We start from the raw sequence: 24,243 nt of genomic DNA, 5'->3' as shown, positions 1-24,243 counted from the left end.
AGTCCCGACCACTATCGGGGTTTCCTCACTGAAAAAATTGAATGATACAATGGGAGAAAGGCTTCCGGTTATCAATTAGATGCCGAATTCGTCTATAACAGTATCCCTTTTGTCTTAATCACGCCAGTAGTCGGACATGGAAGAAAGAGACGAAAAATTAAAGAAGCATTTAACCCTTCTCTGCTGAACTTAAAGAAAGCCTCTGGTTGGGCCCTTGCCAGCGGGTGTGTCAAACAGAACTGATTCGGGATTTCTTCTTTAGCAATAAAGTTGATGTAAAAGAGGCGTATTTGAGAATTTGTAATAGCTTTCTCTCCGGCCTTGTGATTTATGAGCCGTCCCGTGCAAGCGAAGTGCAGGCGTTTAGAAAGAAATCTTTCTCAGTATTTCCTTGATAGTTTTGAATGTAGAAAATTTCTACATCCCGAGAAGTCACAAGCCGTGAACATCTAGATTTCTTTTAGCCGTAGCTGAGTGCCGCAAGGCGAATAAATCCCCGGCGGCGACTTTTTTCGTTCATTTTTTTGTCGCTAAAAAAATGAACATCCCATGATCTGAAATAAACTCCAAGATTCAGAGTCATTGAATATAACTATGTAAAGGCAAGGCAAATGTGCACTTTCTAAATAAATTTGGATTTATTTTGGTTTATTTTCCCAATGAAAATCTTATCAGAGCAAATACCCCTTTGCCAACTCAGTATATTCCTCTACCTGCTGCTTTTTCCACTGGCCGTTGGTATTTAGTTCCGCAGCCATCAGTTCCGCCACGGTATCTGCCATCTCGATGCTGGCACGGGCATCCAACAGCAGGGCCCTGGTACGTCGAGCCAGCACATCCTCAACAGTACGCGCCATCTCACTGCGTACTGCCCAGACAACTTCAGCCGGGCTATAGGGCAGATTTTCATGGATCGGCTGATCCCAGCCGGGATTTTGGTCAGCAATTTTTTTAAGCGAAAGTGCATCCGAGCCATACATCTCAAACGGTTCGGCGGCTTCAGAATTTTTCAGCCAGCCATGCAATCGGAGATTCTCAGTATTCGATTCTCGTTCATCGAGTCCCGCTACAAGCGCCGCCTCATTGACCGTATCTTCCGCCATCTTTCGGTAGGTCGTCCACTTTCCACCGGTGATCGTCACCAGTCCCGACGGGTCGATCAGCAGCGTATGATCCCGTGAAATGGAAGAGGTGTCTTTGCTCCCGCCCCGCGAAACCAGGGGCCGCAACCCCGCAAACACGCTGAGCACATCCTCGGGACCGGGATCTTTGGTCAGGTAGCGCGCCGCATGCGTAAGCAGAAATTCGATCTCCTCCTCCTGGGCCCGTGGTTCCAGCGACGGTTCTTCAAGCGGCGTATCGGTCGTGCCCACAATGATGCGGTTATGCCACGGTACCGCAAACAGGACCCGTCCGTCATCCGTTTTGGGAACCATGATGGCACTTTCTCCCGGCTGAAACGACTTATCGAGCACAATATGCACCCCCTGGCTGGGCTGAATAATCTGATCATTCGTCGGATCATCCATTTTGCGAATGCTGTCCGTAAAAATACCGGTGGCATTGACCACCACGCGCCCCTGGATCTCCAGTTCGTTATCATCTTCCTGGTCTTCTACTTTGACGCCGGTGACCAGCCCGTTGGCCTTTAGCAGGCCGGTCACCTTCATATAGTTGATGCCCACGCCGCCGTGATCGAAGAGCGTTTGCATCAGGTTTACGGCGAGGCGAGAGTCATCAAATTGGGCATCGTGGTATATGACACCCCCATTCAGATCTTCCGGCTCCAGGGTGGGAATATATTTGAGGGTCTCCTCCTTGGACAGATGTTTTGAGGGACCCAGCCCGAGGTCGCCGGCAAGCTTGTCATAAATTTTGAGGCCGATCCCGTAGAAAGGTCCTTCCCACCAGTCGTAGTTGGGAACGATAAACGACTGGTTTTTGACCAGGTGAGGGGCATTTTTACGGAGCAAACCCCGTTCGCGAAGCGCCTCCAGCACCAATGCCACGTTGCCCTGCCGCAGGTAACGCACACCGCCGTGAACCAACTTGGTGCTTCGACTGGATGTGCCTTTTGCAAAATCGTGCTGTTCCAACAGCAGGGTTCGATATCCCCGTGAGGCGGCCTCGACAGCAGTACCCAAGCCCGTTGCTCCTCCACCGATAATAATGAAATCCCATATTTCAGGATCATCTTTCAGTTGTTGAACCAAGTCGTTTCTATTCATGGTAGCTTTGCAGATTGAAGGTTACAGGTTAAAAGTTGAAAGGGTAAAGTTTCTAATTAATTGGTACCTCTCACCACTTTTGTGATTACAAATAACTACTGTACCAATAACTAATAACAATAGAGGCTCAGGAATTACAACTCCACACGGAACAGTGAGATAAGATTCAGAAGCGCCTAAAACCAGCTGCTATTTTTTCCACCCTTTGGCCCGCTCTACGGCCTGATGCCATCCGGCATATTTTTCTTCAATTATTGCACGTTCCATACCCGGCTCATAGCGCTTTTGGATGTTCCACTGTTGAGAAATCTCATCCCGGTTTTCCCAGAAACCTACGGCCAGTCCCGCCAGGTAGGCCGCACCGAGTGCGGTGGTTTCGGTTACTTCAGGACGGATTACGGGCACGCGCAACAGGTCGGCCTGGAACTGCATGAGCAGATTGTTAACCGACGCGCCGCCATCCACACGCAACTCTTTGAGGCTGATGCCGGAATCCGACTCCATCGCCTTAAGCAGGTCGGTGGACTGAAATGCGATCGCCTCCAGGGCTGCTCGCGCAATATGGGCGGAGGTAGTACCCCGTGTTATACCGGCCATGGTGCCTCGTGCATGGGGATCCCAGTGAGGCGCACCCAAGCCAGAAAAAGCTGGAACCAGGTAGACTCCATCGGTGCTTTCGACCTCTGAAGCCAAAGCTTCAACTTCTGATGAGGATTTAATCACCTTCAGGCCATCGCGCAGCCATTGCACAACCGCCCCGCCGATAAACACGCTTCCTTCCAAGGCATATTCCACCTGTCCGTTTTGCTGCCAGGCGATGGTGGTCAGTAAATTATTTTCCGACTTGATCGGCTCCGGGCCTGTATTCATCAGCATAAAGCAACCGGTGCCGTACGTATTTTTTGCCATTCCCTTCTGTGTACATATCTGTCCAAACAGGGCCGCCTGCTGGTCGCCTGCAATACCGGCGATTGGGATTTGCGTGGCAAAAATATCACCGGCGGTTTTGGCATAAACTTCACTGCTTGAGGCCACCTCGGGGAGCATGCTCTCGGGTATATCCAGTATCTCGAGGAGCTCCGGGTCCCATTCCAAATTATGGATATTGTAAAGCAATGTTCGGCTTGCATTGGTGACATCGGTCACATGCGTATCCCCGTTGGTCATGTTCCAGATCAGCCAGGTATCAATAGTACCAAATACGAGATCACCATTTTCAGCTTTTTCCCTGGCACCCTCCACATTATCGAGAATCCATTTAATTTTGGTGCCCGAAAAATAGGGGTCCAGCACCAGCCCCGTTTTTTGCTGAAAAAGACCACCAAGTCCTTCCTCCTCCAACTGATCGGTCAGTGAGGCCGTGCGACGATCCTGCCAGACAATCGCATTATACACCGGCTCACCGGTTTTGCGATCCCACACAACGGTCGTTTCCCTCTGGTTGGTAATACCGATGGCTGCAATATCCCGAGCCTTTATGCCGGCCCTGGAGACTACTTCCGCTGCAACAGATATTTGAGAAGACCATATATCGTTCGGATCGTGCTCCACCCATCCCGGCTTGGGGAAGCGCTGTTCAAACTCTTTTTGAGCGACTGCTGTGATCCTCCCTTTATTATCAAAAAGAATGGCGCGTGAACTGGTGGTTCCCTGATCAAATGAAAGTATGTATTGCTTTTTACTCATATTCCCCTGCTTAATCTAAATCAAATTTTTAGTTTCCCTGACACCTCTATTACTACGGAATCATGATCGTCGTGAGATACGAAGCAAAAATCATCCAGATATAACTGCCTACTATCCCACCGATAAGCGGACCGATAATTGGGGCTGTAAGACCATAGGTCCAGTCGTTGGAGCCTTTGTCTTTAAGCGGAAGCATGGCATGAGCAAGCCGTGGCCCCAAATCACGAGCCGGGTTGATGGCATATCCCGTTGGACCGCCCAGCGACATCCCGATCGCCCATACAAGAACACCAATAATGAACGGTTGCATTCCCCCGGTCACCCCGCCGGTAACAAAGTCTCCTTCAATTTGTCCGGGATGGCCTGTGGCCCCGCTTGTGATGCCCAATATCCCGATCAGCAGCACCGCCGTTCCCACTGCCTCTGTTACCGTATTCCAACCCAGCGACCGGATTGCGGGAATAGTTGAAAAAGTCCCGAGCTTGGTGGCGGCGTCCTGTGTTGAATCATAATGCTTTTTATAGGTGACATAGACAAATATGCCAGCCAAAAAGCCCCCAAACACTTGTGCCATGATATAGCCCGGCACCAGCGCCCAGGAAAATTCCCCTATGCTTGCCAACCCCACCGTCACAGCCGGGTTAATATGAGCCCCGGATATCCAGCCTACAGAGTATACGGCTATCGCTACGGCAAATCCCCACGCTGTGTTGATAAGCAGCCAGGAACCACCTTCTCCTTTAGTCTTGGAAAGGATCACATTTGCCACAACCCCGTTACCCAATAGACAAAGAATAAAAGTCCCCAAAATTTCGGCCAAATATTTGCTGAAAGGAGAAAAATCCAACATACTTCATCCCATATTTATTCATATTGTAGTTACCCATTTTTCTCACCGAACGGGTATTATCCCTGTTTCAAAACTTCTATACATTAAGTAATAAAGCCTAATTATAAAAATTACGTTTTGTGTTGTTTTTAGAGGTGGGAGGCCTTCGATTACTAGCCGTTTAGCATGTCTGAATAGGAGTTTGCCACAAGGTCATCATCGGTAATATTGAATAGCTTGCGGTAAAAATTGCATTGTTGTTCAAGCGTCACCTTGCCAATATTTTGGTTGCGGTCTATCGCTTCAACTTCAACAAACGATCCCAGGCTTTTAACTTCATCAATGTGGAATTTTACGTTGTTGATGAAATAGATCTCCCGCTTTTTGTCGACTACTACCTTTACAGGCAACGCAGCCGTTAACAGTGATTTTATTCCCGAAGTATCCTCAAATGAGACCAACTCTATATGCGATGACTTGGCATCCGGTGTATCCTCCCTTTCATAATAGATGAGATTGTTTTCAATGGTCCCTTCCCGGAGTTTTAATCGGCCTTCGGGGACTTCGAAATAGGTATCCACCTGGCGATCCGTACCCTTAAATTCTGCTTCGCGCTCTTTCAGTATTTGCCGAATGCGATCTGGATTCGGGCATCGGGCTTTGATTTCTATATTCAGTATGTTCATGAAGTAATATTGTCAGATTACGCTGCTTGTTTCTAAGGATCGTGTCAAGGTTTTTCAATGACGTAATGCGTAAACTAGGCACCCTATACGGATTACGCATTAGTCAGGCAATAGGTCTTACATTATCATTTTCCACTTCGGCCCATTCGAGGTACAAACTTCTCACGTCTATAATATGCTGATCCAGGGACTTCTTACTCCATTCTGAGGTATAGATCGCGGGATGGATGTGAGCAGTCACTTTACCCGACTTGGTGAAGAGGGAACCGCCGGCGCTCAGCTCCCGGTTGCCCTCAAAATAGATCGGTACGATGGGATAGCCAAGATCTACTGCCATATGGAAGGGGCCTTTCTTGAATGGGCCTATTATTCCGGGATGTTTCCGAGATCCCTCGGGAGCCATTAAAATGGAGAGCTCCCGTTTCTTTATCCGTCGATATGCCTTTTGCAGTGTGTTCACCGCTTTTTCGCTGTCTTGCCGCTTGATAAAAATCTGTCCGGTTCCGCGCCCAACGATAAAAAACAGCGGGTTGTACTGCAGTTCCCATTTTGCAACAAAGCGGACCCTTGGCAGCCCCAGGGCAATAATTGTTAACAGGTCCACGGTAGAGCTGTGGTTGACGAGGTACACGGCAGGGCGGTTTATCGGTTCACTATGCTGTTGTATCTTGAAATCAATGCCGGAAACGACAAATACCGGCTTCATCATCAGCGGGCCAACCTGCTCCATCAGAAAATTGGTAAGTCGGCCGAAGGAGACGACCAGCAGCAAAACAATAACCGGTGTGGCAACCAGGAAAACAATGAAAAAGACAATAATGCCGGCCAGGCTTCGCACAGTATCCCCAAAAGTAAGCTCCGACCGGTCCATGTTTTCTTCCTGATAATTCGTGTTATAATGGAATATAGAAAGGCATGCCAAGAACTACCAAAGACATTGGGAATTAGGAATGTTGAATTATTAATTTTGAATTTTAAATTATTGTTGTCTGGTAAAACTTTTGGAATTGCCCTACTCATTCCTGCTGTTCATTTTTTCCGCGATGAAATCCGCCAGTGGTCGGACTAAAGAAATGAACGAAAAAAATCGCCGGCGGTTGTGGGAAAAATTAGGAATTACGATTGAAGAATTATAAAGCAAAATTTGCAGCATTTCTGTCTGGAGAGAGACTAGCTAAGAACTCAGCAACAACTCAACTCTTCAACAATTCAACGGTTCAACATTAGCTACGAGGATGAGAATCAAATCATACCTTTGACTTTTCTAGACCTCCAACCCCTCAATCCTTCCATCCCTCTAATCATTCATTTGACTCCAATATGCTTTTTCTACAGATTGTACCTCATTTAAATGAACACGGTATAAATGCTACAATTTCTCACCGGAAAAATTGAAGGGGTATCGAAAGGGAACTGGATTAACCTGGGGATTACACTATTGGTACTTCTCCTGGGAATAATATTCGCCGGGGATTTTCCCAAACAGGACGGTCACTACGGATTTTGGTCGCTGGTGCCGCCACTGGTTGCCATTGTCCTGGCCTTTTGGACGCAGGAGGTGATCAGTGCACTGTTCGTGGGGGTGGCGCTTGGCGGCGTCATCTCGGGGCAGCTGAATATTGTCCAGAGCTTCTTGATTCCGTCTATCGGATCTGAGGATTTTGCGTTAATCCTGCTGGTCTATCTCTGGTCGCTGGGCGGGCTCATCGGCATCTGGACACGCACCGGGGGTGCCGAAAAGTTTGCACTGTGGGCCAGCAAAAAGGTAGTTAGGGACCGCAGAAGTGCCAAATTCTTCACCTGGCTGATGGGACTCATCTTCCACCAGGGCGGCACCATCAGTACAGTGCTTACCGGGGCCACTGTACGCCCGGTTGCCGACAAGCATGAGGTATCTCACGAGGAGTTATCCTATATGGTGGACTCAACAGCCTCCCCGGCTGCCACAGTCATCCCGTTCAACGTATGGCCGATCTACGTCGGGGGCCTGGTTGCCGGAACCATCCCGATGTTTGAGACAGCTGAAGATGGGATCAGTTTTTTCCTGCAGGCATTGCCCTTTAATTTTTACGGCATCTTTGCTCTCCTCATTACCCTTCTTTTTGCATGGGAACTGTTGCCGTGGATTCCGGGCAAGAAAATGAGAAATGCCATTGCCCGCGCCCGAGAAACCGGGGAGCTGGACCACGAGGATGCGGAACCACTGGCCGCCTCGGAACTGACAGAAACTGACATTCCCGATGACTATAACCCCGGCCTGGTCGACTTTTTCGGGCCATTGGGCACGCTACTCGGCGTCGCTATTATTCCGTATGTCATCACATTCTACATCCTCGGGCAGGAAGACCCTTTGCTAATGATTTCGGAGGCTTTTGTCTTGGCAGTACTGGCCGGTATGTTAATCGCCCTGGTCAAGGGTATGAAGCTAAAGACGGTGATTGACGGTTTTGTGGATGGGTGTAAAGGGGTGACCATCGGGGCCATCATTTTGGCGCTGGCGGTATCGCTTAAAAGTGTGGCGGATGCCGTGGGCACAGCCGATTATGTAGTAGCAATTACGGGGGGTAGCCTTGCTCCGGCCACCCTACCGGCGCTTTTGTTATTGCTATGTATGATCATCGCCTTTTCCACGGGCACTTCCTGGGGTACGTACGCTGTAGTTTTCCCGGTTGCCATCCCGTTGGCCTGGGCCGTACTGCCGGATACTTTTTTCCTGACCATATGCTTTGGTGCGGTAATCGGCGGCAGCGTGTTTGGCGACCAGTGCTCACCCATCTCTGATACAACGATCCTCTCCTCCCTGGCCACCGGCTGCGACCTGATGGACCACGTCTATACTCAAATCCCACTGGCACTTACGGCGGCGGGCATAGCTGCATTCCTATACACTATGCTTGTAATATTTTTTGTATAGAACGACCCATCAGTTTAATTGCAGTGTCATTTTTTGATAAAAAAGAGAACAGCAAAATCGCCAGTCGAGTAAATACGATTTGCTTTTGAACCACTAAACTTCCAGTTGCCAAAAAATCAGTCGATGACCGGCATTTAGCAGCATTCCGGGTAGCCCGAGGACTCTTCCACCAATTGCTCGCTTCCGACCGCTCTGCGGCGGAAGCCCCTCTGACGCTCCGCGTCTCTGTTGCACCAAAAGGGTTATACTGGACGCGGAGCGTCCCCAACAGGTCCCAACGCAGAGCATTGGGACCAAGCGTGGGGTTATTAATAAGAAATCTTATATCGAACTGACGTTAATTATTCTGCCCACTTCTTCTTTTCAAGAATACGGTACATCCTACTTCGGGATAGCCCCTATCCGACGACCGGATCCGACTTATCCTACAGCAGGATCCACCTGATCCCATTACGGGAGCCGTCGGATCCCATCGCAGGAGCCATCGGATCATGAGCCAGAAGCCAATTAAAGGAGATACTTAAGGCGGGATGTTCATCACCTGAATATGGTGATGTTTCTCCTGAATCAATACGGGAATATGCTGAAGAGCTGAATACCAAAAGATGCAGCCCACCTTGGAGGTGGACCGCATCAGTGCCTTTTGAAAATGCTGTAATCACTCGAGCTCGGAAGTGCAGTGTGGGCACCGGGTAGCCTCAACAGGGATATCAGAAAAACAGAACTTGCACTTTTTAACAGATGGAGTGACTGGTTCCGGTGTTTCCTGCGGACGCTTTAGTTTGTTGATATAGCGTATCAAAATAAATACGGCAAAGGCTACGATCAGAAATCCCAAAATGGTATTAATGAAAACACCATAATTCAATGTAACGGCTCCTGCCTGTTGTGCAGCAGCCATTGTAGCATAAGGCCCAGCAGTAGTCCCTTCTTTCAAAACAATGAAAAAATTGGTGAAGTCAACCCCACCCAGCAGCAGACCTAGTGGCGGCATCATCACATCTTTAACCAGGGATTGAACAACCCCGGTAAAAGCGGCCCCGATAATGATTCCAACGGCCATATCCACAACATTCCCTTTGATGGCGAACTCTTTGAACTCTTTCAGCATAGTCTTCGATACTAACAGTTAAAAATTGGTAAGCATATAAATATCAACGATTTATATATATGCAAAAGGGTAATAAAAAACTATATGAGACACTTAGAAAATGTTCCGGTAGATTGTTACAGATACAGTAAAATCAATCCAGGGGGATGATCGCTGTAATCTGCTCGAAATCCAGGTAATACTCCTCCATTTCCTCCCCGTCGTCATCATTAATTTCGATTCGACCAATATGGTCGTTATAGGAAAGCGATCCCACTTCAATCTCTTCTGTTACGCCGCTGTCGAAAATAATCTTATACCGTTTCATGGTTACTCCTCCTCATCACTAACTTTCTTATTGTTTTGCTTAGCCTTGATGAGGTCTTCGACCCATTTGCCGGGAATTTCTTCTTTTTCAAGCAGTTCTTCGGCTACCTTGTCCAAAACATCGCGATGCTCTTTCAGGGCATCTTCAGCCTTCTTGTAGGAATCTTCCAAGATCCGCCTCACTTCCTCGTCAATCTCACGTGCGGTGCTGTCGCTGTACTCCCGCTGACTGCCCATCTGTTCACCGAGGAAGACCTGCTCACGCTGTCCGCCAAATGCCATATGGCCGAACTTGTCACTCATACCCCAGTCGAGCACCATTTTTCGAGCGAGCTTGGTAATCTCTTTCAGATCATTTTCTGCGCCACTTGTCGAGGTATCAAAAATGAGGCTTTCGGCAGCACGTCCGCCCATCATAACGGCCATGCGGTCGAGCATATACTTTTTCTGGTATAGTAATTTCTCTTTTTCGGGGAGCTGCATCGTCACGCCCATAGCCTTGCCACGCGGTATCACTGTCACTTTGTGCAGGGGATCGGCATTGGGCATCGCTGCGGCAACCACGGCATGTCCCGCTTCGTGGTAGGCAAGCAGATTTTTTTCCTCGTCTGAGAGCCTCAGACCTTCTCGCTTAAGTCCCATCATCACTTTGTCGCGTGCCTGGTCAATATCACGCTGTTCTATCTGCTTTTGCTTTCGCCGGGCCGCAATCAGGGCCGCTTCATTCAACAGGTTCCGAAGGTCGGCGCCGCTGAAGCCCGGTGTAGCACGAGCAATTTCCGACAGGTCGATATCATCGCTCATCTTTTTATTCTTGGCGTGAATACCCAGGATCTCTTCGCGATGCTCCTGGGTAGGCAGGTTAACCGTAATCTGTCGGTCAAAACGTCCGGGACGGAGCAGGGCTTTATCCAGGATATCAGGGCGGTTGGTAGCTCCCATCACAATGACGCCCTCGTTGGGTTCAAAACCGTCGAGCTCAGCAAGCATCTGGTTGAGTGTCTGCTCGCGTTCGTCGTGTCCGCCTCCAAGGCCGGCCCCGCGCTTGCGACCAATGGAATCGAGCTCATCTATAAAAATGATACTCGGGGCTTTCTCCTTGGCTTTTCCAAACATATCGCGCACCCGCTTGGCACCGACACCGACAAACATCTCCATGAAATCGGACCCGGTGATCGTAAAGAACGGCACCCCCGCCTCACCAGCTACGGCACGGGCCAGCAGTGTCTTACCGGTGCCGGGCGGGCCCACCAAGAGCACGCCTTTGGGAACTTCTCCTCCAAGGGAGTCAAATTTTTCAGGATCTTTCAAGAACCCAATAATTTCCTTTAATTCGGTTTTGGGTCCCTTCAGGCCGGCTACATCATCAAAGGTCGTATCCACCTTCTTGGCATCCTGCAGCTTCGCCTTGCTCTTGCCGATGTTCATAAACGGCTGTCCCTGTGCCCGCATCTGCCGGAAAAACTGCATGCCGATAAAGAAAAGGAACATCAGTGGAATGCCCCACAACAGGATCGTCCACCAGTTGAAGTCGCTGACCGGCACTGCGGTAACCTTTACATTATTGCTCTCCAGCATATTCAGCAGTTCATCATCTCCCACCGATGGAATGTAAGTGGTGAATTGAGAGTAGCGGGTCGTGTCATTCTCCGATGCCTTGAGCGCCGTTTTTTGATTCAGGTCGCCCTCTATGCGATCGCCCCTCATAACAACCTGTTCCACATTACCCGACTGCACTTGCTCGCGGAAGGTGCTGTAGTCAATACTTGGAGGGCCACTGAAAATTCCCGTATCGCTCGAGCTGAGGATCCAAAATCCAAATAAAGCAGCAATTATAACCCAAAAAATAATGCGTTGCTTCCCACCCGGCGTGCTGAATTGTGGCGTCTTTTTGTTTGAGGGCTTTTCTTCCGAAGATTGTTCCTGTTTCTTATCTGCCATAAATAATGTTAGACTATAAAGTAGAATGCCTATAAAATATGTAATAGAACAACGAGAAATGACCGGGTTTGCATTCCCGGAACTTTGTTCTAGCAAAAAGCCCCTGCGGCTATCCACCTACAGGGGCTTAAGAGAGAGTTAATGCTTTGTGAGTCGGGAGGGGATCGAACCCTCGACCCACGGCTTAAAAGGCCGTTGCTCTACCATCTGAGCTACCGACTCATCGGCTTCAAAACAGATTCCAAATATACGGGATTCGTGAAAATAATATCAAACCGAATTTCGATAATATTTTTCACTGCAACTCTTTCTAACCATAACCACATCAAACAAGTTATCTATCACTTATGAGAGGTATTTAAGTAACAATTTGCATATTGAGCTCACCCATTTTTTGAACCTTAATCATAGCAGATACTTCAAATTCATTAACCAAAGTTATGTTTTTTTGTGCTTTTGTTCGAACTCGACGTGAAATGCGAGTTTAAACTCTCCATATTGGCCAACCTAATTGAAAGACTTTACAGTAGAATATTAAAAAATTATAAAATTGCTTTACATAAATTTTCTCTAAACTTAACCAATACAGCTACTTATTGATAAATAGGCCCTATAGATAAATATTTAGCAATCATCGTAGAATTTCCCTAATAAACAGCGGCTTTAAAATAAAAGAGAGTATTATGTTACCTTCATCCTTCAAGAGATCTGTACTCAGTATTTCTATACTTCTACTCACATTTGCCACTTGCTTTTCTCAGAGCACTGAGCAAACAGACTACCGCAGACTGAGTCTTTCACTCAGTGCCGGCGCCAATCTGGGAGACATGAATACAGGTAATTACTTCATGTCGAGTAATTTCAGCGTTAACACTAAAAACACACCCACTTTTGGAATTGGCGTTCAGTACGCTTTAACGCCTGATTGGTCATTTGAGGTCGGATATCGCCACGCTCAAATAAAGGGAGTGACAAAACCTTTTGAGACTACGATGCATTTCTTTACCCTTAAAAATGTTATTAATCTCAATCAACTTTTCTCATTAAACCAAACGTATAGCCGGATAAATCCATTTCTTACCTTCGGTCTGGGCTATGACAGCGGAAAGTACCAAGGTGCTGACGAAAAGTTTAAAATTCATAATACAAGTTATAATGCAGGTGCCGGGATCGCCTACCGTCTATCTAACACCGTGGACCTCTTTTCCCATTATGAATATCATTTGGGATCGAACCATTCAGATAATGAGAATGAAGGCTTGGGTACAGATCTCATAAATTCCCTTACTGCCGGTGTTCGCATTAATTTCGGAAAAAAAGAATCCAGGCTTCTCTCTTGGCGTGAGGCCCCTGTCGATCTAAGTCGATCGGACTACGACCTATTTTCGAAACGGCTGTCCCGCCTGGATGATCTGGAACAGACGTTGGTACTGATGGAAAACCGACTTACTGAAAAGGAACAACTCATAGAAAAACTGGAACAGGAAAAATCAACTGAAATAGATTCCCTGCAAGCTCAACTGGACCGATTGAAAAATGATTTTGCCAAACTTGAAATAGATGTTAAAGACGTAAAAACTGATAAAGAAACAGGCTTTGCCGGATCCCTGCCGCAAGGTAACTATGTACAAATTTTTGCCTCTAACCATTATGACAATGCCAATTTTGTAAGACAAGACGCTCTTTCAAACTTACATGATGTCCTGAAGAACACAGAAGAAAAGGTCTTCATCATCCACAGGAAACAATTTTATGAAGTTTTAATCGGGATGTTTGAAAACATTGATCATGCCAGGCAAGTCCGGGACATAATGAAACAGGTTCATCATGATGCGTACGTTATTCATTTTCCCCGAGCTATCAATCTTAGATCTGATTTTGCAGGACTTGAAGTGGTTGATAGCAAAAGTTTGGAGCTGTCTGCATTCAATAATTAACGTCAGTTTGACATAAAAACTGTTATTGTGAAGGATTCAGCGATCTTCTTCGGGGTCCCGAAAATTTTCGGGAGGTAATTTACCTGTGACTGAACAGGAAACGGACGGGGAGATCGCCACATCGACCCCATCGTTGAGCCAAGAAGTCTCCTCGTGATGACAGTTATTATTTTGAGTTAGTCTTATCTCTTAACTCAGGTTAATTAACTCAGCTATAAAGGTGATCCCTAATAGATAGAACTTCCTATTCGGCCATCGTATCCTGCTGGATCAGCACCTCTCCAAACTGGATCTCCTCGGCCGCCCGCACCAGGATGGTGGTGGGAAGATCTTTGACACGATCTTGTAATGCCTCGTAATATGTATGAAAATTGTCTTTGGGCTCGGCCATACCCATAAGGACAAGATCAGCGTCTGCTGAAGATTCGCGGAGAATGTTCTCAAATGTGCGATCGTCTGAAATGATAATTTCAACCTTGGAGCCAGTCCGGATTCTGTCAACAATATGCTCAATATTTTGGCGGGCATCTTCCGCTGCCTTTTCACTGTCAACCACCATCTTCAGGTAGACATCCGCCCCCCGCCACTTAATGCTACTTTGCAGCAGGTATGCCAGGATCATCATCAATCCACCGTTACCTTTCAATCCACCCCACCAAAGATCAATTCTTTTCCGGTTCCCGAAGGGTTTCCCCTTCCCCTTCCTGACAATCAACACATTGCGCTGCAGGTCGTGGAATCTCTTTATCATCTGGCAGTAGCGCTTTCTAACCTCGGGATTTTCACTATCACCGAGAATAATGGTATTCGGGACCAGTGCCCCGAGTCCATATGCCTCAACCATGCGCTCGGCCCCCTCGAATGGGTCATCCGCCGACATCACACGAACCAGCCCCTGAACAGCTCGCTTGGATAGATAGTCCTGGATATTACTCTCCATCTTCTGCTTCCGCTCGGTGGTCATCTGGTCCGATGTGAGTACCGTCGAAATCGTCATGATGCCCTTATTGTGAGTAAGTGTTGAAGCCAGATCTATGAGGTGCCATCGCCGGGTAGGGGCTCCCGAAAGCACCAGTGGGTTGGGCCGCCAGTTTTTTGGGTCAATATTTTCACCGAGTCGAAGCAGGCCGGCCCTTGTTATCGCCATCCAGATTCCCCGTCGAATGTCGCCCCAAGCTGATACTAACTCGCGGCTCTCAAGCCACAGGAAAATGGCAACGACGAATAGCACTGCAACAATGGTTGCGAAAGTATTTATCAGGAACATCACGGCCACACAGCCGACCGCACCCAGCAGGGACAAACTCCAGTGCACCTTGAATTTTGGCCGAAATGAGGGGCTGCCCAGGAAACGTTCTACCCCCGCAGCAATGTTCAACACTCCATATGTTGTGAGGAAGAACATTGTTAATATCGGAGCGATAATATTCAGATCCCCAAACCAGACGGCTGTCAATGCCACACCGAGGGTCAGCAGCGTGCCCAGCCTGGGTGTATCGTCATTGCCGGCCCCTTTGCCGAGCCAGCGTAATGATTGTGGCAAAATATTATCACGTGCCAGGGCCTGCAATACACGCGGAGCACCCAGAATACTACCCACAGCACTAGAGAGTGTCGCCCCCCAAACGCCGATCAGAATCGCATCACCCCAGAAAGCAATCTTACGCATTATCAGCGGGTCTTCGATCAGGGTGAGAGCATCGGCCCGGTTTGCCAGGATAATGGGCAGCCCCATATAAATCACATATCCTACACCGATGGCTGCAAATGTCCCCCGGGGTATGGATCGGGAGGGGTCTTTGAGGTCCCCCGACATATTTACCCCGGCCATAATTCCGGTTACAGCCGGAAAAAATACGGCAAAGACGGTCCAGAACGGCTCCGAATGGCGATTCGCTGCGCCCCACATCTCGATGGTGGACTGCTCAATAGGGCTGCCGAAAAGAAGGGAGAGCAGTGATAATGCAATGCCGAACATAATAAAATACTGGGCACGAATCGCCACTTTGGCAGAAATCAATGCCAACGCTGCTACAGATAACGTAGTAATGATTCCAACTATTTTTTCATCCAGTAAAGGGAATACCCCAACCACACTTTCGGCAAAGCCCACGGTATAGAGCGCCACGGAGAGCGCTTGGGCAAAATAGAGCGGCACACCGATCGCTCCGCCCGACTCAATACCCAGCGAGCGGCTGATCATGTAGTAAGCTCCACCGATTCGAACGCGCTGGTCGGTGGCAATGGCAGCAATGGAAAGGCTTGTTAAAAAAGTAATGGCGGTAGAGATGGTTACGACGAGAAGAGTCCCGAGCAATCCAACATTACCTACTACCCATCCAAATCGGAGGTACATAATGACGCCCAGGATGGTAAGGATACTGGGAGTAAATACCCCGCCAAAAGTCCCTAACCCTTCCTCTTTGGAAGGCAGCACACGTTCCCTAATACTCATCTACTCTGCCGTCCTTTATTCCCCATTAAATATGTAATGTCTTCCTTCAAGATTAAAGAAGTGATTACAGGTTCCCGAAATTTAGATAAGGCAATAAAAGGAATGTGAAAGAGGAATAAAACTCAGATGCTGGAAATTTTGGCACACTCTGAGCTATTATATCACGATTCAAGAATCATTCACTAGCTGTGACAAGAAACCCTGCATGTCCCATCAATAGGTGCTGTAACGAATCGGCTCCCCGTCCTGGAAATCATAAAGCGTAAGTTCACGCAGTTCATACCAGCCGGTCCAGAAGTCCCGCAGGGCCCGGATATACTCCTGGCGCGCCGCATCTTTCTCATTCTGCGCAATGAAGAGATTCGTTATATCAATCTTTCCGATGAGGTACCGGTTCTGGGCTACATTGTATCGCCTTTGGGCGATGGTGTCGGACTGGGCGGCCAGCAGCACCTGATCTTTAAGCTGCAGGAACTGGCTGACAGTGTACTCCACCTGCTGGTTAAACTGGCGCCGTTGAAATTCTATGCTGTTGGCAACCTCCCGCTGCTGGTTTCGGGCAGCATTGATTTGTGCCTCTTGTTTTCCCCAGTTAAAAATCGGCACTTCAAATCCCACAGTAATGAACTGGCGGTTCTCTGGATTTTCATACAGTTGTGAAAACTCTGAAGACGTTTGATTCAGCCCGTAATTGGCTACCAGCGTTGCAGTAAAATTACTCTCACTTTGCGCCTGGGCATAATCGCGGTCAGCCTGCAGCTCACTCAAGCGGTAGTTGAGCGCCTCACTGTTGTTTTGTATCGCCAGTTCCTTGGCCTGTTCAACACTGATATCCAGCTCCGGGAGTTGCTCCGGTGGCGTTATGTCCAGTTCCAACGAGGTGGGATAGCCGAGGATAATCTTAAATTCATTGAGACTTCTGTCGTACTCTAACCGTGACCTTGTCAATTCAGCCTCGGCATTTCGCAGGGCCAGCTCACTTTGCAGCAGTTCGTTTTCAGCAATACTTCCCACATTGTAACGGCCTTGTGAAATCTGGTAGATTGAATCGTTACGCGCTACATTAAATTCGGCATTTTCAAGGTTAATCTGGGCCAATAGAACATCAAAGAAGCGCTCGGAAACCATAACGGCCAAGCCCTCCATATCTTCAACATATTCTTTCTGGGAAATTTCATATTGGAGCGGTTCCAAGCGGGTGCGCCATTTCAAGCTGTTAAATCCGAATATGGGTTGTTGGAAACCAAGCACAAGGGGAGTACTCTGCCAGAGATACGTGTTTTCATTTTCAAAAATTCCAAGTCGTGTTATCCCGGAAGAAACTGACAACCGTCCACCGGTTTGCAAAATATTTTGGTCGATTGATACCGTAGTAGAAGCTTCAGATTGACGCCGGGATGAGAACGTTACAGACCCGTCATCGAGGACATTCGAAAAAATGCTTTTATTAAAATTGGGGGCATCACCAGTGATCGATAACCCCGGCAACAGGTCAGCTCTATATGATTGGAACTCCCAGCGGCTGGCCGACAAGGCATACCGTGCGGCCTGGGCAACAGGGCTCTGTTCTTGGGCAATATCGATACACTCCTGCAGAGTTAGCGTGCCCAAACTCTGGCCAGACTGTGCCGTTGATGTTCCCGAAAATAATGCCAACAGTAAAGCGAGGAGAGTAATTTTCTTGATCATATTATTCATGACGTAATGCGTGTACTGGATCTTGTTCGGCTGCTCGTTTAGCGGGGAAGAACCCGAAAATAACTCCTATAGCCATCGCTACACCGAAAGAAATCAGTATGGACATCAAAGAAACAATCGTCAGGATTCCAGCTGTCATTTCGATCAGGTAGCTAAAAGCGATGCCAAGGAAAATGCCGATCAGTCCCCCGGTAATACTGATGGCAAGTGCTTCGGTCAAAAACTGTAAATGAATATCCCGCTTTTGGGCTCCCACCGCGCGCCGTACGCCAATTTCTCGGTAACGCTCTACAACAGAAGCCAACATAATATTCATGATCCCGATGCCTCCCACAATGAGCGATATCGAGGCGATTGAGGATAGTACAATGTTAAAAATTTCCTGCGTGCGCCGTTCCTGTTTCAGCAACAACTCGGGTACAATCACCTCAAAATCGATTACCGAGTTGTGGCGACGCTGCAGCATATTCCTGATGATCTCGGCGATCGGCACGCTGTATCGTGTGTCGGTAACCTGCACAATGAGTTTATCAATCTGATGGTAATTGTTCACCGTAGACTGGCTGCTGGAGCTACTCGTGTTGTTCTGGTTGTCATTATTTTCATTTCGCTGGGCGGCGGCCTGCTGTATCTCCTGCCCGGTCACCAGCGACCGGTTTTTGTATCTCAACAATGCCGAAGTCACCGGTACAAAAATATCCAGGTTGTAATTTCGGATGCCCAGGTTTTGAATGCTTTCGGTAGTTAGTTCCCTTTTACCTAGCACTCCAACTACAGTTAACCAAACATTCCCCGCCTTGATCCTTTTACCGACCGGATCTTCACCGGCAAAAAATCTTGTTTGCACATCGGAACCAATGATGCACACCGGTTCCGAATCCTCCAGCTGCAGATCGGAGAATTTCCCTCCCTGCACGATTTCAAAATTATTGATATCAAAATAGTTCTTATTCACCCCAACCAGTTTACCGGAACGCATCCGGCCATTTCTGATGAAAGAGGTTTCATAAATAATTTCCGGACTCACATAAGCAACCTGTGGAATTATCTCTTTTATACTTTGCATATCGGCCAGTGTGAGGCCCGGAGAGTATTTGTTTTTCTCCTGTTGCAAAGCTGCTCCCTGCGTAACCTCACCTTCAACCTGTTGCACTACCGGTTGAATGATCACGTTGTTGGTGCCCAGTAGCTTCATCTGGCTCAGCACTTCCTCCTGCGCCCCGCGACCGATTGCCAGCATAGCAATCACAGATGCCACCCCAAAAATGATACCGAGTGAAGTCAAAAATGACCGCATCTTGTTTTGACGTATCGCATCCAGGGCGATATCCAGGTTATATAGTATAATCTGTAGCAAAATAACGCTCCTTAATTATGAATAGGGATTGCTTACTGTTGACCACCGGCTGGGTTGCCCGCATTACCGCGTTGTGGAAAGTCTTCCGATATTTCCTGCTGTTCCCCGGCTGAATTGTCAGGCGTCTCCAGTTCTTCCTGCTTTTTATACTGGTCAAGAACTTCAGCGGGCAGATGCTGACGGGCAATTCCAGCCGTGTCGGCGGGGGTTGAAAGATATAGCTGATCATTAAGCGCCACGCCCTCTTTAATAACAACATCATTGTCGTTCATCATACCCAAAACGACCTGCTGCATAATCACATCCATTCCATCTCGCTTGAACACATAGTTAAGAGAATCAACGGTATGGATGGTCTCCAATGGGGCGAAAAGTGCGTCATCCAGTGTGTTTACGTGGATTGTGTTACTGGTGGTCATCGAAGGACGAAGTGTGGTATCAGGCTCATTAACCTCGATGATTACCTGGAATACCTTGGAATCAGAATTAGGACGCTGTTCCCCGATATTGGCCACACTGGTTACCACACCTGTTAGTTTTTTCTCGGGCATCGCATCCAGGCCGATATCCACTTTTTGACCAGATCGAATACTTTGGATATCCACCTCGTTAACAAAGGTAACAGAATTCATCACGCTGAAATCGGGAAGTTCTGCCACGGTGGGATCCCAAGCACTAATGGAACTTCCCTCCGTGATTTTGCTACCATCCCGGTTTCGCTTGTAGATAACCATACCGTTTTCCGGGGCATAGATCGTAAATCGCTCCATAATCTCGCGGATTCTCTGAACCTCGCGGCGTTCCTGTTTCAGATCTGCTTCAATCTCCCGCAGAGTGGCCACCTCCTGCTGAACTCGTGTTCTATAGTTCTTTCGAGCCTGCTGAAGTTCACGTTGTGCCCGTTCATAATCGATCTGCACCTGTCGCTGTACAGCCGGTGATTCATATTTTGACTGTTCGACTGCTATTTCGGCCTCTTCAAGGGCATATTCCAGGTTCACAAGGTTGTCACGTGCTTCCGAAAGGGTTAGTGAACTGTCCAGCTGGGCAATTTCATAGGCTGATTCCTCTTCTTCCAACTCCAGCAGCTGATCCTGGTAGTTGCTGGAAATTTCCGATCGATCAAGCTCTGCCACAAAATCTCCCTTTTCAACCACTGTCCCTTCTGGTACCAATCGCTGGATAGGCACATTATAAATCCGGAACTCCCTGATGCCTTCCGGCCCACGAATGCTTGTGGAATTTTTGGCACGCAACTCCCCGGAGGTTGTTACCGTGACTTCAAATGTTCCCTTTTTAGCTGTTGTATAAATAACCGGTGCGTCGCTCGACTCAGTTCCCAACGCCATCCAAAAGATGAATAGTAACGCAAGGCCACCGCCCAAGTAAAGGTATTTTTTATCTTGTAGAAAATTCATAATTCAGTGAATACACGATTTGAGTTAGATACACAGAAGAATACAGAACAACTTGGTGCTAATACTGTATCAATTCTGAACCAATTTTGAAGATCTCTCCATGCAACCGCCCGACATATTATCGGCAGCAGGACCTGACTCATGATGTTAACGTGATCAAAGGATAATTAGTCTACAACTGAAATGAAAGCCAAGTTACAAAAAGGATAAAAAAGTGTAAGCTTTTTACAACCCCTGATTAAAAAAATGAAGAAGCGTTATGACTCTTTATTAATAGTATTATCCACAACTCCTTTTTCCAGGTCATAACTGGTGGCGTATTCGGTCTCATCGACAATGGTTTTGGGCTCATTGTTTTCGTCTACCACCACTACTTTGGGTTTGTGCTGTTTAGCCTCTTCCGGTGTCATTTCAGCATATGAAATCACGATGATGCGATCGCCCACCTGGGTAAGTCGAGCGGCCGCCCCGTTAAGGCAGCACGTTCGGGCTCCCCGTTCGCCGGGAATGGTATAAGTTTCCAGGCGATTCCCGTTAGTGATATTCAGAACCTGCACCTTTTCATAAGGTAGGATTCCTGCCTTATCAAGCAGGTCTTGATCAATAGTTATACTGCCTTCGTAATGAAGATTTGATTCAGTCACCTTCATCTGGTGCAGCTTGGATTTGAACATCGTCAATTTCATAATCAGAAAATACTAAAATTCAATAATCAGGTTGTCAATCAATCGCGTTGTCCCCAGGTAAACGGCCCCGGCAATAATATATGTTTGCCCTTCTGTCAATTTCTCAACAGGAGCCATCTCTTCGAGCGTAAACACATTAAAATAATCAATTTTAAAACCTTTTGCCTGAAGTTCACTTTTTTGATGATCTATGAGCAACTTGGGAGTTGTAACCCCGTCTTTGATCTGTTTTTCCACATACCGGAGTGACCTAAACAATGCCGGGGCCTGCAATCGTTCTTCTTCACTCAGGTAGGCATTACGACTACTCAGGGCCAGCCCGTCATTTGCGCGTTTAATCGGTGCCATAACCATGTCCACGCCGTGATTCATTTCCAGCGCCATGCGTTCCAGGATTCGGTACTGCTGAATATCTTTTTGGCCAAAGACAGCTACATCCGGCTCTATAATGTTAAAGAGCTTGTTCACAACCAGCAGAATCCCCTCATAAAAACCCGGTCGAGAGGCCCCGTCCATATGATCCTTTAGCTCGTCCACCTCGATCCGGATAAATTTTTTATCGGTATACATGATCTCATCACTGGGAGCGAAAACAGCTTCTACCCCTTCCTCCCTGCATATCTCGAGATCACTTTCAAGCTGACGGGGATACTGGTCGTAATCTTCATCAGGCCCAAACTGTTCGGGATTTACGTAAATCGACACCACCACTGCATCAGCCATCTCCTTTGCGATGCGAATCAACGACAGATGCCCTTCATGCAGTGCGCCCATGGTGGGAACAAAGCCCACTGTTTTGCCCTGCTCTTTTAGCGAGCGGAGGCGATTACGAATTTCCTCAATTGAATTTATCGCTTCCATAGTTCAACGAAAGACAAAGAAAAAGCGGCACGATAGTCATGCCGCTTTACAATTACTTTTTTTGTTTTGATTGTACTTCCCTGCTCGTCCTGCTGTAAATCATTAATTATACAGCCCGGTCGGTATCGAAATTCTCAAGCAGTTCGGTCACCCGGTTCAAGAATGCTCCGCCGTGTGCACCGTCGATGATGCGGTGGTCGTAGCTCATGGAGAGGTACATCATGTGGCGGATCGCAATGACATCACCGCCGTCCGTCTCCATCACAACCGGCCGTTTTTCAATGACGCCGGTTCCCACAATAGCCACCTGTGGCTGGTTTATAATCGGGGTTCCCATCAGGTTACCCACACTGCCGTAGTTTGTCAGTGTAATGGTTCCACCGACGAGATCGTCCGGGTTCAGGTTTTTGGTACGCGCTTTCTTGGCAAGTTCACTAACTTCTTTGGCCAGCCCCACCAGGTTCTTGTCCTGGGCCTGCTTTATGACCGGCACAATCAGTCCACCCTTGCCACCTTCACCCAATGCCACAGCAATACCAAAATTGATATCACGCTTTAATAAAATCTGGTCGTTATCGGTATCCACCGAGCTGTTGATCAGCGGAAATTCACGGATCGCCTGTATAAATGCTTCGAGGAACAGCGGAGTAAATGTCAGTTTGATTCCGGCTCGTTCGTAAAATTCTTTCTTGTTGGCCTCTCGCCATCGCACCAGATTGGTTACATCCGCCTCCGCAAATGTGGTTACGTGTGCCGAAGTTTGTTTGGAGCGAACCATATGCTCGGCAATGGTTTTGCGCATCCGGTCCATCTTGAGGATCTCAACATTTTGGGAGGGCCGCTGCACATTCAACTCTCCAGCCGATATGGATTGCTCTTTGCCGGAACTGGCTGGTTTTGATAATGCCGGTGTTTCTTGTGTCGCAGTCTTGCCGGCTTTCCGATCCTCCAGGTACGCCATAATATCCTCTTTGGAAACGCGGCCGCCCTGTCCGGACCCTTCAATGCTTTCCAGTTCTTCCTGGGTAATACCTTCTTCTTTAGCGATGGATCGAACCAGGGGCGAATAGAAACGCCCGTCACTGCCGATGCGCTGCGGTTCCGATCCCTCGGCGACAGCACCATTGGCGCTGGCTGCCACCGGCTGCTCTTGCTCTTCTTCTGCAGGAGCCGACTCCGTAGATTCAGGCGGAGTAGTTTCAGTATCTTTTGGTGTGGCAGACACCTTGCCAGTCGCGATGATGGCAATTGCTTGTCCCACTTCTACCGTATCGCCCTCTTCAGCTAAAATCTCAACCAACGTTCCGGCGTGCGGAGATGGAATTTCGGTATCTACTTTATCCGTCGCAATTTCGAGCAGGGGCTCATCCACCTCAACCGTATCGCCCACGCTTTTTGCCCATTCAATAACAGTGCCCTCCATGACCGATTCGCCCATCTGGGGCATAGTCACTTCCAGCCGCTCGCCTTCGCCATCACCGGCCTGGGCTGTGGCAGCAGGAGCCTGCTCTTCTGCCTGTTCATCAATGGTATCTTCGGCTACAGCTTCCGTCTCTGTTTCTTCTGTTTCCTCCGTGTCAGCCTGGCCATTGCCACTAACCGACTCTGCAGCTTCCTTGTCGGTTTCTATGACAGCGATAACCTGTCCCACTTCAATGGTATCGCCTTCTTCGGCTAAAATTTCAACAATGATACCCGATTTTGGGGAAGGAATTTCGGTATCTACCTTGTCGGTAGCTATTTCAAGGAGAGTCTCATCTTCTTCAATTTCATCCCCTACATTTTTGGCCCATTCTATGACGGTGCCTTCCATTACCGATTCGCCCATCTGGGGCATTTCAACTTCTACTCTGGCCATGCTGCTTCCGGATTATGTCTGTTAGGTTTATGCTCTAAAATATCTTCAAAATTGTGTAGAAAATCAGCAGTCAAAGATGGGAATTAATGAAATGAGTTCAAAATAGCAGTCTCAGGTATTGCTTAGCGAATAAAGAGTCTGTTTCAAGGTTAAAACATGCGTTTATACCAGATAAACAGGGGATAGTATTATTACCTTTGGAAGACCAGATATAAAACTAAAATTAAGCCACATACCGGTTTTGTGCCTAAAAAAATTAACTGTAATCCAGC

Annotated in this window: 18 protein-coding genes and 1 tRNA gene; 2 read left to right on the top strand and 17 right to left on the bottom strand. The window is 47.9% G+C overall.

The window, feature by feature from the left end:
- Positions 1-671: 671 nt before the first annotated feature.
- From NC796_RS12795 to NC796_RS12775, 5 genes are all read right to left on the bottom strand, one after another.
- Entirely contained in the window at positions 672-2,228 is a 1,557-nt protein-coding gene (locus NC796_RS12795) for a glycerol-3-phosphate dehydrogenase/oxidase (RefSeq protein WP_310684903.1), read from the bottom strand.
- Between the two features lie 189 nt (positions 2,229-2,417).
- Positions 2,418-3,914, bottom strand: a complete 1,497-nt coding sequence (gene glpK, locus NC796_RS12790; RefSeq protein WP_310684902.1) for a glycerol kinase GlpK — start codon at positions 3,912-3,914, stop codon at positions 2,418-2,420.
- Positions 3,915-3,966: 52 nt separating this feature from the next.
- Positions 3,967-4,764, bottom strand: coding sequence for an MIP/aquaporin family protein (locus tag NC796_RS12785; RefSeq protein ID WP_310684901.1), 798 nt, complete (start codon positions 4,762-4,764; stop codon positions 3,967-3,969).
- 152 nt (positions 4,765-4,916) lie between these two features.
- Positions 4,917-5,429: a class IV adenylate cyclase gene (locus NC796_RS12780; RefSeq protein ID WP_310684900.1), complete on the bottom strand. Its 513-nt coding sequence runs from the start codon at positions 5,427-5,429 to the stop codon at positions 4,917-4,919.
- A 103-nt stretch (positions 5,430-5,532) separates the two neighbouring features.
- Positions 5,533-6,300 carry a lysophospholipid acyltransferase family protein gene (locus NC796_RS12775; RefSeq protein WP_310684897.1) on the bottom strand — a complete coding sequence of 256 codons (768 nt, stop codon included), beginning with the start codon at positions 6,298-6,300 and terminating at the stop codon, positions 5,533-5,535.
- Positions 6,301-6,795: 495 nt separating this feature from the next.
- Between NC796_RS12775 and NC796_RS12770 the strand changes: the two genes are divergently transcribed.
- Positions 6,796-8,343 carry a Na+/H+ antiporter NhaC family protein gene (locus NC796_RS12770; protein WP_310684895.1) on the top strand — a complete coding sequence of 516 codons (1,548 nt, stop codon included), beginning with the start codon at positions 6,796-6,798 and terminating at the stop codon, positions 8,341-8,343.
- 425 nt (positions 8,344-8,768) lie between these two features.
- Here NC796_RS12770 and NC796_RS12765 read toward each other — a convergent pair whose 3' ends face one another.
- The 5 genes from NC796_RS12765 to NC796_RS12745 form a co-directional block, all read right to left on the bottom strand.
- Positions 8,769-9,005, bottom strand: a complete 237-nt coding sequence (locus NC796_RS12765; RefSeq protein ID WP_310684893.1) for a hypothetical protein — start codon at positions 9,003-9,005, stop codon at positions 8,769-8,771.
- On the bottom strand, positions 9,002-9,454 hold the full coding sequence (mscL, locus tag NC796_RS12760) for a large-conductance mechanosensitive channel protein MscL (RefSeq protein ID WP_310684892.1): 453 nt from the start codon (positions 9,452-9,454) through the stop codon (positions 9,002-9,004). Before mscL ends, NC796_RS12765 begins: the two co-directional genes overlap by 4 nt.
- A gap of 133 nt (positions 9,455-9,587) precedes the next feature.
- Complete coding sequence (locus tag NC796_RS12755; protein ID WP_310684890.1) at positions 9,588-9,761, bottom strand: hypothetical protein; 174 nt, start codon at positions 9,759-9,761, stop codon at positions 9,588-9,590.
- Positions 9,762-9,763: 2 nt separating this feature from the next.
- Positions 9,764-11,701, bottom strand: a complete 1,938-nt coding sequence (gene ftsH / locus NC796_RS12750) for an ATP-dependent zinc metalloprotease FtsH (RefSeq protein WP_310684888.1) — start codon at positions 11,699-11,701, stop codon at positions 9,764-9,766.
- Positions 11,702-11,850: 149 nt separating this feature from the next.
- Positions 11,851-11,923, bottom strand: a tRNA-Lys gene (locus NC796_RS12745).
- Between the two features lie 461 nt (positions 11,924-12,384).
- Here NC796_RS12745 and NC796_RS12740 point away from each other — a divergent pair.
- Positions 12,385-13,638: an outer membrane beta-barrel protein gene (locus tag NC796_RS12740; protein ID WP_310684886.1), complete on the top strand. Its 1,254-nt coding sequence runs from the start codon at positions 12,385-12,387 to the stop codon at positions 13,636-13,638.
- Positions 13,639-13,882: 244 nt separating this feature from the next.
- Here NC796_RS12740 and NC796_RS12735 read toward each other — a convergent pair whose 3' ends face one another.
- The 7 genes from NC796_RS12735 to sucB form a co-directional block, all read right to left on the bottom strand.
- Positions 13,883-16,093, bottom strand: a complete 2,211-nt coding sequence (locus NC796_RS12735) for a Na-K-Cl cotransporter (RefSeq protein WP_310684884.1) — start codon at positions 16,091-16,093, stop codon at positions 13,883-13,885.
- Between the two features lie 213 nt (positions 16,094-16,306).
- Positions 16,307-17,791 carry a TolC family protein gene (locus NC796_RS12730; RefSeq protein WP_310684882.1) on the bottom strand — a complete coding sequence of 495 codons (1,485 nt, stop codon included), beginning with the start codon at positions 17,789-17,791 and terminating at the stop codon, positions 16,307-16,309.
- The gene (locus NC796_RS12725; RefSeq protein ID WP_310684881.1) at positions 17,784-19,148 is read right to left on the bottom strand and encodes an ABC transporter permease; all 1,365 of its coding nucleotides are present in this window, start codon (positions 19,146-19,148) and stop codon (positions 17,784-17,786) included. Before NC796_RS12725 ends, NC796_RS12730 begins: the two co-directional genes overlap by 8 nt.
- Before the next feature lie 32 nt (positions 19,149-19,180).
- A complete protein-coding gene (locus tag NC796_RS12720) occupies positions 19,181-20,566 on the bottom strand; it encodes an efflux RND transporter periplasmic adaptor subunit (RefSeq protein WP_310684879.1) in 1,386 nt (461 codons plus the stop codon).
- A gap of 257 nt (positions 20,567-20,823) precedes the next feature.
- Positions 20,824-21,252, bottom strand: coding sequence for an aspartate 1-decarboxylase (gene panD, locus NC796_RS12715; protein ID WP_310684877.1), 429 nt, complete (start codon positions 21,250-21,252; stop codon positions 20,824-20,826).
- Between the two features lie 12 nt (positions 21,253-21,264).
- A complete protein-coding gene (gene panC / locus NC796_RS12710) occupies positions 21,265-22,113 on the bottom strand; it encodes a pantoate--beta-alanine ligase (protein WP_310684875.1) in 849 nt (282 codons plus the stop codon).
- Between the two features lie 106 nt (positions 22,114-22,219).
- Positions 22,220-23,971 carry a 2-oxoglutarate dehydrogenase, E2 component, dihydrolipoamide succinyltransferase gene (gene sucB / locus NC796_RS12705; RefSeq protein ID WP_310684874.1) on the bottom strand — a complete coding sequence of 584 codons (1,752 nt, stop codon included), beginning with the start codon at positions 23,969-23,971 and terminating at the stop codon, positions 22,220-22,222.
- Between the last annotated feature and the right edge of the window lie 272 nt (positions 23,972-24,243).

It is taken from the genome of Aliifodinibius sp. S!AR15-10, from assembly GCF_031569985.1.
In the GTDB taxonomy this organism is placed as follows: Bacteria; Bacteroidota; Rhodothermia; order Balneolales; family Balneolaceae; genus JAMQKA01.
The sequence above is the reverse complement of the archived record's forward strand: the minus strand, read 5'-3'. Positions and strand labels throughout refer to the sequence as shown.